We start from the raw sequence: 12,707 nt of genomic DNA on the forward strand, positions 1-12,707 counted from the left end.
TGCTTCTTATCTGTATGGTTCGTTGAACCATTTGAATTGACAGACGCTTGACTTTCATTCAATTTTCAAAGAGCAATGTGTATGCCGCCTTTCAAAGCGACAATTTCTATAGTACCAACTCATTTAATCAGAGTCAACACTTTTTTTAAATTCTTTTTAATGGTGGGCCTGAGTGGACTTGAACCACCGACCTCACGCTTATCAGGCGTGCGCTCTGACCAACTGAGCTACAGGCCCCGGTGATTTCTTCCGGGCATAAAAAAAGACATGTGTTTCTTTATTCAGTTGAAGAAATATAATGGAGCGGGTGATGGGAATCGAACCCACGACATCAGCTTGGAAGGCTGAGGTTTTACCACTAAACTACACCCGCAAAAAGGTGGTCGGGAAGACAGGATTCGAACCTGCGACCCCTTGGTCCCAAACCAAGTGCTCTGCCAAGCTGAGCTACTTCCCGTTCTTTGAAAGAATAAACTGCGAATCTCTTCGTCAACTGCGTTCGTGTCGTCGGGTCACGTACTGAGGTACGTTCCCTCCTTCACTTTTTCAAAACAGTTATGTTCAATAAAAATGGTGCGCCCGAGAGGAGTCGAACCCCTAACCTTCTGATCCGTAGTCAGACGCTCTATCCAATTGAGCTACGGGCGCATATGGTGCGGTCGAGAGGACTTGAACCTCCACGGGATTAACTCCCACTAGGCCCTCAACCTAGCGCGTCTGCCATTCCGCCACGACCGCGAAACTTTATGAAAAATGGTGCGGGCGGAGGGACTTGAACCCTCACGTCAAAGACACTAGATCCTAAATCTAGCGCGTCTGCCGATTCCGCCACACCCGCAAAAAATGGCTGGGGTAGCTGGATTCGAACCAGCGCATCACGGAATCAAAATCCGATGCCTTACCGCTTGGCTATACCCCATCATATGTTTTATGTTTTTTAAATGGCGGGCCTGACGGGAATCGAACCCGCGATCTCCTGCGTGACAGGCAGGCATGTTAACCGCTACACCACAGGCCCTTTTTTGAAAGAATAAACGGCGAATCTCTGCGTCAGCTACGTTCATGTCGTCAGGTCATGTACAGTCGTACATTCCCTCCTCCATTCTCTTGCTTCCCTGCCCTTCCTGTTTCTTCTTTCAAAAAGGCAAGGTGGACAATCTCTGCATCAGCTGCGTTTTGTATCGTTTAAAATGGTGGAGGGTGACGGGATCGAACCGCCGACCTCCTGCTTGTAAGGCAGATGCTCTCCCAGCTGAGCTAACCCTCCGTGGTGACCCGTACGGGATTCGAACCCGTGTTACCGCCGTGAAAGGGCGGTGTCTTAACCTCTTGACCAACGGGCCGTTTGAAATGGCGGAGAAGGAGGGATTTGAACCCTCGCGCCGCTTTCGCGACCTGCACCCTTAGCAGGGGTGTCCCTTCAGCCACTTGGGTACTTCTCCATGGCTCCACAGGCAGGATTCGAACCTGCGACCGATCGGTTAACAGCCGATAGCTCTACCACTGAGCTACTGTGGAATATGTGAAAAAGTGCTGTTTTCAGCGACAAAACTTATTGTATCGAATCCGCTATGTAATGTCAATGCGTTCTTTTTAATCGATTTTTTATCTCTTTTCACTGATATATGCCTTCTGTGCGAAGCGACTTTTATAATGTAACACAGGCTTTTAAAGCTGGTCAAGGGGAGCGTCTATTTTTTTTAACGTTCCACTGCACCTTCCGCATACGTATCTGGCTGTATTGACTCTCCGTTTTCTTTCAAAGGCAGTGCCGCAGGAGGAACACCTGTAATAATGTATGGTACGGGACTGGTTTTTCTGATCTGGCATCGTGCGGCAGTGCCTCGCACCTCCCACTTTTTCAAGCAGCACCTTAAAGTCTTTATCCTTGTGCCGGTATCCTCTTCCTTCAAGGTGAAGGTGGTAATGGCACAGTTCGTGTTTGATGATGGAGAGTAATTCGTCCTTTCCGAACCGCTCATAGTGTTTGGGATTTAATTCGATATGGTGGCTGTGGAGCATATAACGCCCGCCGGTTGTCCGCAGTCTGTTATTAAACACGGCACGATGCCGGAATGGTCTATGGAAAAACGTTTGGGAAATGTCCTCCGTCAGCTTCTGTAATTCGGATTCATCCATTTTCCTTCCTCCTTCTTGTCAACGTTGACAAACCCTTCCTCATATAATAAAAGACCAGCCACACTGCTCTTATTTTACGTGCCGGAGGAGGAGGTCCGCAATGCCTGCCTGGTTTATGAAACAAATGAAAAAAGCTTTTTTCGAAAAAAACCGATATGAGATCCGCATCTTAAATCAATGCTGGTTTGATTATCAATGGAAAAAGAAAAACACGGCGGGAGACGATACATCTTTCTAACCTTCCCCCGCCGTAATCTATTTTAAGATTCTGTCTGTCTTTCCGGCTGTATCATGGTGAGTGCGATCCGGCCTTTTTTCTGATCGACATCCTCCACCCAGACCGTCACTACGTCCCCGACGGAAACTTCTTCCATCGGGTGTTTTATGAATCGTGAAGCAAGTTTTGATACGTGGACCAGGCCGTCCTGCTTCACTCCAATGTCCACAAATGCCCCAAAATCTACGACATTCCGTACCGTTCCCTGCAGTTCCATGCCTTTAGCCAGATCTTCCATGCTCATGACACCTTTTTTCAGAATCGGCGCCGGTAGTTGATCCCGTGGATCCCGGTTGGGCCGTTTCAGGTCTTCCATTATATCGCGGAGTGTAGGAACCCCCGTTTCCAGACTTTCTGCCGTTTCATGAACATCCAGACTGTCGAGTTTTTCCTTGATGGCGGCGGATCCGGCCTGACCGGCATCTGCCTCTACCTGCTCCAGCAGCTTCCATGCGGTGCTGTAGCTTTCCGGGTGAATGGCAGTACGGTCCAGCGGTTCCGCTCCATCCGGAATGCGGAGGAAACCCGCTGCCTGTTCAAACGTTTTCGCCCCAAGCCGCGGAACACTCTGAAGTTCTTTCCGGTTGGAAAAGGATCCTTTTTCATCCCGCAGGCGGACGACATTATCAGCTACTGGCTTCGACAATCCGGAGACATACTGCAGCAGGCTGGACGAAGCACTGTTCACATCCACGCCGACTTGGTTGACCGTCGTTTCCACCACAAATTTAAGGGATTCCTGCAGTCTGCTTTGGGAAACATCGTGCTGGTATTGTCCAACGCCGACAGACTGCGGATCAATCTTTACCAGCTCGGCAAGCGGATCCTGCACCCGTCTTGCAATCGACATGGCACTGCGCTCTTCCACCTCCAGTTCCGGAAATTCCTCCCGGCCAAGCGGTGAAGCTGAGTACACACTGGCTCCGGCTTCACTGACAATCAGGTAGGACACATCGGCTTCCAGTTCCGGAATGACATCTGCTACAAACTGTTCCGTTTCCCGGGAAGCTGTCCCGTTTCCTACAACGATGATTTCAACCCCGTAGCGCTTGACCAGGTCCTGTACTTTCGCTTTGGCCTTCTGCACTTCATTTTTCGGAGGTACCGGATAGATGACACCCACTTCCATCATTTTTCCGGTCTCATTCACCACCGCAAGTTTGCAGCCGGTTCTGTATGCCGGATCCACTCCAAGAATGACTTTTCCTTTCACCGGAGGCTGCAGCAGCAGATTTTTCAGGTTTTCTGAAAAAATATGAATCGCCTGTTCTTCGGCTTTTTCAGTCAATTCTTTGCGGAGCTCCCGTTCGATCGCCGGAGCGATCAGACGCTTATATGCATCTTCATAGGCTTCTTTCAGATAAGGCACGGCAGGTGAGCCGAAACGCTGGATCACATGCTTTTCCAGAAAGGAAAGTACCGGCTCTTCTGCCATCTCGAGCGATACTTTCAGTACATCTTCTTTCTCCCCTCGGTTCATGGCAAGGACACGGTGGGAAGGGACATGGCGGACCGGCTCTTCATACTCGTAATACATTTCATAAATACCCTGGCTGTCTTCCGCCTTTGATTTCTTCGATGCGGTGATCCGCCCCTGACGTGACGTAAGGTCCCGGATTTTACTGCGTACTTCCGCCTGATCCGATACCCACTCAGCGATAATATCCCGTGCTCCCTGAAGCGCTTCGTCGGCGGACGGAACTTCCTGTTCTTCTGAAACAAAGCGGGAAGCCTCGGCTTCTATATCTCCTTCTCTGGGCTGTGAGTATATGTATTCCGCAAGAGGCTCAAGACCTTTCTCCTTCGCTTTGACCGCCCTGGTTCTTCGTTTCTGGCGGTAAGGGCGGTAAAGGTCCTCCACTTCCTGAAGTTTCACCGCAGCTTCGATGGACCTCTGCAGTTCTTCTGTTAATTTCCCCTGTTCCTGAATCAGCCGCAGCACTTCCTGTTTGCGGTCATTTAACTGCTTGCCGTACTGCCACGCTTCCTGAACATCACGGATCTGTATTTCATCGGCTCCGCCGCTCTGCTCTTTCCGGTAACGGGCAATAAACGGCACCGTATTGCCTTCTTCAAGAAGCTGGATAATGTGCTGTACTGCGTTCTTGTTGAGCTTTACATCTTTCGTTATATGATCCAGCAGCACCTGCTGCGTTTTCTCCGACATTGTCATCTTAAGGGGGCTCCTTTCCGTTCAGGCAATTCCTTTTCTTTCTGTATTATCATAACATGAAAGACAAATAAAAAAAGAGCCGCTCCAGGCGGGCTCTCTTCATGTAATAGTTCCTACGACTACGGTAATATCATCATTCTGCTTCTGAGCTTTCTCCGCAAAATACTGGATGGAGGTGCGCGGGCATCTTGAATGCTTCACATTCTCCTGATCCGATCTGGTGAATTTGATGCCGTCGGAATGCATGACAAAATGGCTTCCCTGCTTTATCGGATACCGTTGCAGCTGGAACTTAAAATTCCGTCCGGAAAGGTAGCCGAGAGCGGGAACCGGCCGTTTCATATCGCCGTCTTCAGAAAATAAATACGTTTCCACGTTGCCGATATTTCCGTACACGATTTCGCTGGCGTCAAAATCCACTTTCAAAATCGTGATCACCACCCCGCGCTCATGAAGAAGAGCCCGATTACACTGCTGAAGGACCGTTTCGATGTCCTCGTCATGATATGCCCTGATTATATCCATGGCAATGCTGGCGGACCGGTACGCCGGCTCTCCGCTTCCAAGGCCGTCGGCAAGGGCGCAGAGAAAGTATGATTCCGCCTCAATCGTCACATAATCGTCTCCGCAGCACCTTGAACCTTCTTTTTCCTGCTGAAACGCAGAGATTTCCACTTTTGCATGGGTTTTGTTTTCAATCATTACAGACACTCCGATGGTTCAACTCGTATTGAATCTCTCAGTTTCTGCAAGGCTCTGCGCTGCAGGCGGGATACATGCATCTGTGATATGCCCAGCTGTTCTCCTGTTTCCTTCTGACTCAAATTGTCAAAATAAGTACATTGGAGAATTTCTTTTTCCCGGTCGGTAAGTACCGAAAAAGCTTTTTCCAGAAGTAGATGCTGATCCGTCTTCTCATACCCTTCCTCGGTCGACCCGACAAGATCCAGAAGGGTGACCGCACTTCCTTCCTGATCCGCTTCAATCGAACGATCCACCGAAAGAGCCTGGTAACTTTTCCCCATCTCCATTGTTTCGAGCACTTCTTCTTCACTTACATCAAGATACCGGGCGATTTCCTCGACCTGCGGAGAGCGCTGCAGGTCACTCGTCAGCTCTTCCACCGCTTTCTTTATCCGCGGGCCGAGCTCTTTTATCCTCCGCGGAACATGGACACTCCACGTTTTGTCCCGGATAAAACGTTTGATTTCCCCTACAATGGTAGGCACCGCAAAAGATTCAAAACTGCGGTTGTAGGAATTATCAAAACGACGGAGTGCAGCGAGAAGCCCGATCATTCCCACCTGGTACAAGTCATCGTCATGATCCTGTCCGCGGGAAAACTTCCGCGCAAGGGACTGCACGAGCTGGTCAAAATGTTCTACGAGCCTGGTCTGAACCTCTTCGTCTGGGTCTTCCTGAAACTGCCGGATCCATTCGTATACCTCTTCATTATCCTTATCACTGTTGTTTTTGCGCGTCTGCTGCTGGGATTCCATTGACATTCTGTTCCCTCCCATCTCTTTGCAGGAACTTCGTCATTACAATGGCGACTCCTTTTTCTCCGTTGATTTCAACTCTGTCCATCAAGGAATCTATCAGAAAGAGCCCCAGACCTCCTTCCTTCATATCTTCGATCGGTTTGGCTGCATCGACGGGACCAAGCGCTTTTTTCATATCTTCAAAATCAAAACTCTGCCCGCGGTCGGCAACGACAATTTCTATTTTGTCCTGATAAATGTCACACATCATCCGGATAAAACCGTCTTCTTCGTACGCATGATCGACAACATTCGTGCAGGCTTCAGCCACCGCCACCTTCAGATCTTCGATGTCATCATAGGAATAGCCGGCGCGGCTGGCCACCCCTGATACGGTGAGCCTGGCAACTCCCACATACTCCGCCCGTGCCGGGATTTTCATTTCAATATGATCCAATACGTTTTTATCCATCACTGGGCTTCCTCCTCTTCTTCGATGTCCATGACCTCATCTAAACCAGTAATAGAAAACAACCGTTTCACCCGATCGTTCAATCCCGTTAACCTCAGCGTACTGCCGCAGCTGTTTGCTGACTTCAACGCCCCGATAAAGATGCCGAGCCCGGTACTGTCTATATAGTTTACATTTGTCAGATCGACCACCACTTCCACTCCCTCTTTTTCAGTCAGCGGAAGCAGCGCTTCACGAAGCTGCGAAGCCGTATAGGCATCAATTTCTCCTCCGACAAAAAGCACTGTTTCTTCATCCAGCTCTTCGGTATGGATATCAAGGTTCATAAAGGTACCTCCTATAATCAAACAACATGATGACATTTTTATATTTAAATACTTTGCAATAAACAGAGGGGGAATTCTGTGCACTCTAGCCCATGACTTTCCCCCGTCTATTTATATTTAAACCTGTCTTCTCAAAATGATCAGCGAAAAATCGTCACGCAGGCGGAATCCCTGTAGTTTTTCCAGCCGGTAAAACACATTGTTGACAATTTCCTGCGCGGAGAGATGACTGTATTCCCGGATAAGCCGGGTGAGTTCTTCTCTTTCGATAAATCCTTCGTCCGTCCGGCATTCGGTGACACCATCAGAGAGCAGCACGATGAAATCGCCCGGCTCCACTTTCTTATGGTATTCACGGAACTGGGTGTCTCTATTCACCCCTAGCACAAGCCCTTTAGCATAGAGTTCTTCAAACTGATCTGCTGCACAGTTGTAGAACAATCCCGGTTCATGCCCGGCGCCGGAATAATAAAAATGATGTACACGCGGATCATAAGATCCATACATCATCGTAATAAACATATTGGAAGCAACGTTCCGCTCCACTACTCTGTTAAGATTTTCCAGCAACGCACCCGGCTGAAGCCGCTGTTCCGGGAGACTGTCCATGCCGTACTTAATCATCGACATACAGAGTGCTGCCGGCACTCCTTTCCCGATAATATCGGCGATGGCCACCCCGATACAGTCATTGTCATCTTTGACAAAGTGGTAATAGTCCCCGCTCATTTTCGAAGCAGGTACGCTGATCACACCAATATCAAGGTCGTCCGCTTCAGGAATGTCATCCGGCAGAAACGTCTGCTGCATGTTAGCAGCAACATTGATTTCAGACTCCAGCTCTTTCTGCTTATCTCTCAGTATCTGATGTTCCCGGTACGCCATCCCGTATCCCATCATAATCTCAATTAAAAAATCGAACGAATCCCGGGCCCCCTGTGGAAGATCCGGGTAAAACTGTTCCAGGGCTTCAATATGGAGACTGACTACTTCTTCCGGGGAAATCTGGTTTTCCAGCACCTTTTTGCTGAACTGCTGTGCCTGGTACAATCCTACTTCATTTTTTTCCTGCAAATAAGTCCGCAATATATTCACATACTGTTCCTGCATAATACGATACGCGTCAGCCAAAACCTAATTCCCCCCTACGTTAACGAAGCCATTTCACCGCTGTAATCTCTGTTCCTTCCCCCGTAACAGAGTCAATGTCAAATTCATCCATCAGCCGCTTGACTCCCGGCAGTCCCGCACCCAGTCCGCCCGATGTGGTATAGCCGTCTTCCATGACCTCGCGGATACTTTTAATACCGGGTCCCTGGTCTTTTGCGACGATTTTAAGCCCACACTGCACTCCGTCGGCTTCTTTTACTTCGATGCCTTCAAGCACAATCTCGCCTTTTTCGGCATAAAGGTATATGTTCCGTGCGAGTTCCGAGATGGCAGTCGTAATTCTTGCCTGATCCACGCCCCCGAACCCCAGTTCTTTGGCTAAATTCCGCCCTGCCTGCCTGGCGGAAACAATGCCCCATTCGCTGTGTACTTCAACGTTGGATTGAACACTCATATTCATGCCTCCAATTCCTGTTGAAGTTTTTCCAGACCCTGCTCCAGATCCAGTGCCGTTGGAACTTCTTCAAGCATGATACCCATGTCGATCAGTGTAATCGCAACCCCAGGCTGAATACCTGTAAGCACTACTTTAGCTCCCATTAAGTTGGACATTTCCACAACATCGCCAAGCACTTTTGCAATAAAGGAATCAATCATCTCGACCGATGTCAGATCGATGACAACTCCTGCCGAACCTTCCTGATGAATTTTATTCAAAAGATCTTCCTGGAATTGAAGAGCGGTCTGGTCATCCAGGTCGACCTGGACGGAAATCAATAAGTATCTGTTCAGTTTTAAAATGGGTATGCGCAAAAACTTCAACCCCCGATCTACATCTCCTCGTATTTTATAAATCCATTACACATGCACAATCTGCCTGTTTGTCCGTTCCAGACCGGATTCAATACCTTTGCGGAGCGTGCTTTTCGTCGGGAATTTCCCAAGATCTATACCGAGATTGACAATCGTCTGGGCAATTTCCGGACGAATCCCCACAAGGATACATTCCGCTCCGACAAGCCGGACAGCTTCAGCTGCCTGAATAATGTGATGAGCCACCATCGTATCCACAACCGGCACTCCGGTAATATCGATTAACACCACCTGAGAGCGGTGTTCAATGATGCCCTCGAGCAGATTTTCCATGATCAGTTTTGACCGTTCCGTATCAATAGTCCCGATCAGCGGCATAACGCTGATGTGCTCAAAAACCGGAATTAATGGAGCAGATAATTCATTTAAAGCCAGTTTCTGCAGCTGCAGTGTATTTTCCCAGGAACCGGAATATTCATCTACGAGCTGGTTGATGATACCGTCCATCCAGTTTTCGATTTCGTGAAAGGTTTCAAAAACTTTCCGGGAAGGTATAGTGTCATTAGATGTTATTAATTCCAGCAGGACACGCCGGAACAACTGAAGTCCCTTCGTGAAATAACGCAGCGGCCAGCCGATGTGAATCAGGCGTTCCACAAAAGAACGCAGCCGCTCGCGGGCTTCTTCCTGCTCCAGTTCCAGCGTCTCCATGATCAGCCCGGCAAACTCATCATTGATTTGAGTGACCACCGTCTGAGCGGTATTACGTGAAAACTCTTCCTCCTGGATGTTTATCATTTCATTTTTCCATTGTTCTATCACTTCATGACGGTGGGTGAACAACATTTCAATGACAGATGGCTGCATAAACAAACTCCTCCACAATCCATTTCCACTGCAATTGACACACAGGACATCGGTATCTTTTTCAACACATACTTGTTTCTCTATTATTTCATGACTTGCGCCCGGGAGCAAACAAATCCTTCTATTTTTCGACGAAATATTTTCAACATCAAACAGAGTGACACCAGAAATAAAAAAAAGCTGTCCGCCCTCCGTCAGGCGAAACAGCTTTCTCTTTTTCTGATTAAAGAATAAAGAAATAATGCCGGGAAAAATGGATGTTCTCCACGTTATACCCCGCTTACAAGCCTGTTGTCCAGAGAATTCTCCGCTTCTTCTTCAGCAAGAAAGGATTCCGAGGCGATATGAAGATTGATGTTGGCCATTTCAAGATACCCCTGCTGCATCGATTCCCGATTTCTGCGTTTCCGGCGCTCCTTGAGATAAAATTCCGCAGCTTGATAGATAAAATCATGACGATTCATGTTGTCTTCCTCCACAATTCTATCCAGTTCGCGCAGCAGATACTCAGGGAGACTGACTTTGATTTGCTTCGTGCTACTCTGATGCACGCCACATACACCTCCAGCTTACGCCTTACTTCTCTTTTCAGCTAAATTTATGATAGCATTTCACTCTCCCGTTTGCAAAGGACTTTTAGCATCCGGGTTTTATCCCGAGACCGGATTATTCTCTTCCTGGATAACAGCGGGGCACCCGGCTGCTGATCATACAAGGAATTTCATACGTAATCGTTCCCAGTCGTTCCGCCGTCTCCAGTACACTGATGTGTTCGTCCTCCTGGTGTCCTATCAGCGTCACTTTCGTTCCGGCCGGCACGTATTCCGGAAGCCGGACCATCATTTGATCCATACAGATTCTTCCGACAATGGGCACCCGTTCTCCGTTGACAAGAACTTCTCCGCCTTCAGAAGAATGGTACCGGTACCAGCCGTCCGCATATCCGATTGGAACCGTAGCTATCCATTCGTCGGAACTTGTCGTATACGTCGCACCGTAACTGATGCTTTCCCCGGGACCGCATTGTTTCACCTGGACAATACGGCTGTGCAGAGAAAATGCTTCTTTCAGTGGAAACGGCAGTTCTTCCACGATTTCAGCCGAAGGTGTCAGGCCGTACATCGATATGCCAAAACGTACCATATTAAAACAATGGTCCGGAAAACGAAGGGTGGTGGCGCTGTTTCCGCAGTGAACATAAGGAAGAGGGCCGATGCCTGCATTCAGCAGCCCGAGAATTTGCAGAAAACGCCGGTACTGCGCTTCCCAGTACGCTGTATCCAATTCATCCGCCGTCGCAAAATGGGTGAACACCCCTTCTGCCTGGATACACGGGATTTCATTCAGCACCTTGATAAAAGACAAAATCTCCTCCTCGTCTTTCATGCCGATACGCCCCATGCCGGTATCTACTTTCATATGAATCTGCAGCGGCGGCAGATCGTATGACAGGCAGCCTTCTGCTTCTTTCAGCCAGTCATTCTGAAACGCGGTTAAGCGGATATGATGCTGCTGCGCCGTGCCGGCATCTTCCGGATTAATGCGTCCCAGAACAAGAATCGGAACATCGATTCCTGCTTCCCGCAGCTCCAGTGCTTCTTCCAGCAGGGCCACCCCCAGAAAACCGGCTCCTGCTTCGAGTGCGGCTTCTGCACTCTCCACCGCTCCATGCCCGTACCCGTCCGCTTTCACAACGGCCATAACATTCACCGGCTGCTGAAATAAACGTTTGGCTTTTCTCACATTATATTTTATATTCTCCAGGTTAATTTCCACCCACGTATCGCGGTAGGATGTTTTTTTAAATGCCATAGTGTGATCGTCCCTTGTTATGTGTCTTGCCTGTGACGTCTATTATGATTATTATAGCGATCTGCCAATCTGTCAATTCATCAAAACACACGGGACAAAATCAAGGGACTGACCTGATAAGGACAGCCCCTTTTCTATGCAGGTAGGATTATCGGGATGCCACCGGAAAATAGATGACCCATCTCTCTTATTTCACTTCCCCGGCGGGTTCTGTCATGGAACGCGCCACCGCCGCCATTTCTTCGCCGGTTAAGTGATTGGACGCAATCAGAAATTCCACCCCGCCGCTGCTCCAGGTGAGCGAGTCCTCCGTCCGGGCGCCTACAGCACCTTCGAGGTTTACCGGTTCCCCGTTCCCCATATCGATATCAGCGGTTACTGCTTCTGCTTCTGCGGGTGTTTCCACGATCGTGAAAGGTTTATCGCCGCCATAGGACAGCACGACTTTTTGGCCTTCTTCTGTCATCGTTTCTTCCGTGTCTTTCAGCTCTGCTCCCTGCGGCTCAAACGTTGGATAGATAACATCAAACGTTTCGTTACGGTTCTGTTCACTGCTCTCTTCTTCTTCGTTTTCAGCTGAAGCCGGAATTTCCATATTCGCCGCAGTCATATTCCGTTCCGTGTCAAAATCACTCTCTTCAAATTCTGTGCTTTCTTCAAACTCCGAAAACTCCACCGTAACGAGTTCTTTATAATCTGCATCATAAATTTTCACCGAGCGGGGAGCCAGGGATTTTGTATCCAGAGCGATCTCCTGATGATGCAGGTTTTTATTCTGATAATTCGTCTTCGTTTCAAATACATACGTGTCTTCATGGATGGCAAACGTTCGTTCCGCGTCCATCAGGATATCAGAAATCAACGATTCATATAGATAGACCTGGCTGTTGTTATTCGGCCAGTCGCTTTGAAAGCGGAAACTTTTGTTCAACGATGGAGTGAGCACAAACACGCCGTCATCGTTACGGATAATCATCTGATTCTGTTCTTCATTTTCATTCTGGAGATCCACTTTATAATACTTGTTCTGTTCATTCTGCATGTACCAGACGCCGACATCATACGTTCTCGGTTCATCTCCGGTTTCCAGTGTCATAGATGCCGTTCCCTTATACCCTTCCATATCCTGCAGCTTCTGATCAAGATCCTGTACCACCTCGTCCTGGGATTTTTCCCCGCAGGCGGCAAGCAGGACAATCAAGAGCAGCATGGTGCCTGCGTAAATGAATCTCTGCAC

The 12,707-nt window shown here is 48.6% G+C and carries 14 protein-coding genes and 12 tRNA genes; 1 reads left to right on the top strand and 25 read right to left on the bottom strand.

Translation table 11 applies throughout. The annotated features are described in order from the left end of the window. Nucleotides 1-160: 160 nt before the first annotated feature. From ACW9JV_RS15565 to ACW9JV_RS15625, 13 genes are all read right to left on the bottom strand, one after another. Nucleotides 161-237 (bottom strand) — tRNA-Ile (locus ACW9JV_RS15565). Between the two features lie 62 nt (nucleotides 238-299). Continuing rightward, a tRNA-Gly gene (locus ACW9JV_RS15570) sits at nucleotides 300-373 on the bottom strand. Nucleotides 374-380: 7 nt separating this feature from the next. After that, nucleotides 381-457 (bottom strand) — tRNA-Pro (locus tag ACW9JV_RS15575). A gap of 114 nt (nucleotides 458-571) precedes the next feature. After that, a tRNA-Arg gene (locus tag ACW9JV_RS15580) sits at nucleotides 572-648 on the bottom strand. Between the two features lie 3 nt (nucleotides 649-651). Then, a tRNA-Leu gene (locus ACW9JV_RS15585) sits at nucleotides 652-738 on the bottom strand. 16 nt (nucleotides 739-754) lie between these two features. Then, nucleotides 755-838, bottom strand: a tRNA-Leu gene (locus ACW9JV_RS15590). Between the two features lie 6 nt (nucleotides 839-844). Then, nucleotides 845-919, bottom strand: a tRNA-Gln gene (locus tag ACW9JV_RS15595). Between the two features lie 23 nt (nucleotides 920-942). Next, nucleotides 943-1,018, bottom strand: a tRNA-Asp gene (locus ACW9JV_RS15600). 173 nt (nucleotides 1,019-1,191) lie between these two features. Continuing rightward, a tRNA-Val gene (locus tag ACW9JV_RS15605) sits at nucleotides 1,192-1,267 on the bottom strand. Nucleotide 1,268: 1 nt separating this feature from the next. Next, nucleotides 1,269-1,343: transfer RNA gene (locus ACW9JV_RS15610), tRNA-Glu, on the bottom strand. Nucleotides 1,344-1,351: 8 nt separating this feature from the next. Beyond that, nucleotides 1,352-1,442, bottom strand: a tRNA-Ser gene (locus tag ACW9JV_RS15615). A gap of 1 nt (nucleotide 1,443) precedes the next feature. Beyond that, nucleotides 1,444-1,518 (bottom strand) — tRNA-Asn (locus ACW9JV_RS15620). Nucleotides 1,519-1,668: 150 nt separating this feature from the next. After that, the gene (locus tag ACW9JV_RS15625) at nucleotides 1,669-2,139 is read right to left on the bottom strand and encodes a SprT family protein (protein ID WP_457336101.1); all 471 of its coding nucleotides are present in this window, start codon (nucleotides 2,137-2,139) and stop codon (nucleotides 1,669-1,671) included. Nucleotides 2,140-2,239: 100 nt separating this feature from the next. Here ACW9JV_RS15625 and cmpA point away from each other — a divergent pair, with 100 nt between their 5' ends. Continuing rightward, nucleotides 2,240-2,377, top strand: a complete 138-nt coding sequence (gene cmpA / locus ACW9JV_RS15630; protein WP_457336103.1) for a cortex morphogenetic protein CmpA — start codon at nucleotides 2,240-2,242, stop codon at nucleotides 2,375-2,377. A 22-nt stretch (nucleotides 2,378-2,399) separates the two neighbouring features. Here the strand turns inward: cmpA and ACW9JV_RS15635 are convergent, their stop codons facing one another. From ACW9JV_RS15635 to ACW9JV_RS15690, 12 genes are all read right to left on the bottom strand, one after another. Then, nucleotides 2,400-4,589, bottom strand: a complete 2,190-nt coding sequence (locus ACW9JV_RS15635) for a Tex family protein (RefSeq protein WP_457336105.1) — start codon at nucleotides 4,587-4,589, stop codon at nucleotides 2,400-2,402. Nucleotides 4,590-4,688: 99 nt separating this feature from the next. After that, nucleotides 4,689-5,291, bottom strand: coding sequence for a PP2C family serine/threonine-protein phosphatase (locus ACW9JV_RS15640; protein WP_457336107.1), 603 nt, complete (start codon nucleotides 5,289-5,291; stop codon nucleotides 4,689-4,691). Further along, nucleotides 5,291-6,094, bottom strand: coding sequence for an RNA polymerase sigma factor SigB (gene sigB / locus ACW9JV_RS15645; protein ID WP_457336109.1), 804 nt, complete (start codon nucleotides 6,092-6,094; stop codon nucleotides 5,291-5,293). The genes ACW9JV_RS15640 and sigB overlap by 1 nt, the downstream gene beginning before the upstream one ends. Then, complete coding sequence (rsbW, locus tag ACW9JV_RS15650) at nucleotides 6,051-6,542, bottom strand: anti-sigma B factor RsbW (protein WP_457337215.1); 492 nt, start codon at nucleotides 6,540-6,542, stop codon at nucleotides 6,051-6,053. Before rsbW ends, sigB begins: the two co-directional genes overlap by 44 nt. Beyond that, complete coding sequence (locus ACW9JV_RS15655) at nucleotides 6,542-6,868, bottom strand: STAS domain-containing protein (protein ID WP_457336111.1); 327 nt, start codon at nucleotides 6,866-6,868, stop codon at nucleotides 6,542-6,544. Before ACW9JV_RS15655 ends, rsbW begins: the two co-directional genes overlap by 1 nt. A 117-nt stretch (nucleotides 6,869-6,985) precedes the next feature. Then, nucleotides 6,986-7,999, bottom strand: a complete 1,014-nt coding sequence (locus ACW9JV_RS15660; RefSeq protein ID WP_457336113.1) for a PP2C family protein-serine/threonine phosphatase — start codon at nucleotides 7,997-7,999, stop codon at nucleotides 6,986-6,988. A gap of 19 nt (nucleotides 8,000-8,018) precedes the next feature. Then, a complete protein-coding gene (locus ACW9JV_RS15665; RefSeq protein ID WP_457336115.1) occupies nucleotides 8,019-8,432 on the bottom strand; it encodes an anti-sigma regulatory factor in 414 nt (137 codons plus the stop codon). A 2-nt stretch (nucleotides 8,433-8,434) separates the two neighbouring features. Continuing rightward, the gene (locus ACW9JV_RS15670) at nucleotides 8,435-8,791 is read right to left on the bottom strand and encodes an STAS domain-containing protein (protein WP_457336117.1); all 357 of its coding nucleotides are present in this window, start codon (nucleotides 8,789-8,791) and stop codon (nucleotides 8,435-8,437) included. 45 nt (nucleotides 8,792-8,836) lie between these two features. Continuing rightward, nucleotides 8,837-9,658, bottom strand: a complete 822-nt coding sequence (locus tag ACW9JV_RS15675) for an STAS domain-containing protein (protein WP_457336119.1) — start codon at nucleotides 9,656-9,658, stop codon at nucleotides 8,837-8,839. 269 nt (nucleotides 9,659-9,927) lie between these two features. After that, nucleotides 9,928-10,209, bottom strand: a complete 282-nt coding sequence (locus tag ACW9JV_RS15680; RefSeq protein ID WP_457336121.1) for a ribbon-helix-helix protein, CopG family — start codon at nucleotides 10,207-10,209, stop codon at nucleotides 9,928-9,930. A gap of 115 nt (nucleotides 10,210-10,324) precedes the next feature. After that, nucleotides 10,325-11,470, bottom strand: coding sequence for an alanine racemase (gene alr, locus ACW9JV_RS15685; RefSeq protein WP_457336123.1), 1,146 nt, complete (start codon nucleotides 11,468-11,470; stop codon nucleotides 10,325-10,327). 187 nt (nucleotides 11,471-11,657) lie between these two features. Continuing rightward, nucleotides 11,658-12,707 (bottom strand): LolA family protein, encoded by a 1,050-nt coding sequence (locus ACW9JV_RS15690; protein ID WP_457336125.1) that lies wholly within the window; start codon nucleotides 12,705-12,707, stop codon nucleotides 11,658-11,660.

The organism is Salibacterium sp. K-3, assembly GCF_054052005.1.

Bases quoted from the DNA above. Each gene is read 5' to 3' on its own strand.
- ACW9JV_RS15625 (WP_457336101.1), bottom strand. From the start codon at position 2,139: ATGGATGAATCCGAATTACAGAAGCTGACGGAGGACATTTCCCAAACG.
- cmpA (WP_457336103.1), top strand. From the start codon at position 2,240: ATGCCTGCCTGGTTTATGAAACAAATGAAAAAAGCTTTTTTCGAAAAA.
- ACW9JV_RS15635 (WP_457336105.1), bottom strand. From the start codon at position 4,589: ATGACAATGTCGGAGAAAACGCAGCAGGTGCTGCTGGATCATATAACG.
- ACW9JV_RS15640 (WP_457336107.1), bottom strand. From the start codon at position 5,291: ATGATTGAAAACAAAACCCATGCAAAAGTGGAAATCTCTGCGTTTCAG.
- sigB (WP_457336109.1), bottom strand. From the start codon at position 6,094: ATGTCAATGGAATCCCAGCAGCAGACGCGCAAAAACAACAGTGATAAG.
- rsbW (WP_457337215.1), bottom strand. From the start codon at position 6,542: ATGGATAAAAACGTATTGGATCATATTGAAATGAAAATCCCGGCACGG.
- ACW9JV_RS15655 (WP_457336111.1), bottom strand. From the start codon at position 6,868: ATGAACCTTGATATCCATACCGAAGAGCTGGATGAAGAAACAGTGCTT.
- ACW9JV_RS15665 (WP_457336115.1), bottom strand. From the start codon at position 8,432: ATGAGTGTTCAATCCAACGTTGAAGTACACAGCGAATGGGGCATTGTT.
- ACW9JV_RS15675 (WP_457336119.1), bottom strand. From the start codon at position 9,658: ATGCAGCCATCTGTCATTGAAATGTTGTTCACCCACCGTCATGAAGTG.
- alr (WP_457336123.1), bottom strand. From the start codon at position 11,470: ATGGCATTTAAAAAAACATCCTACCGCGATACGTGGGTGGAAATTAAC.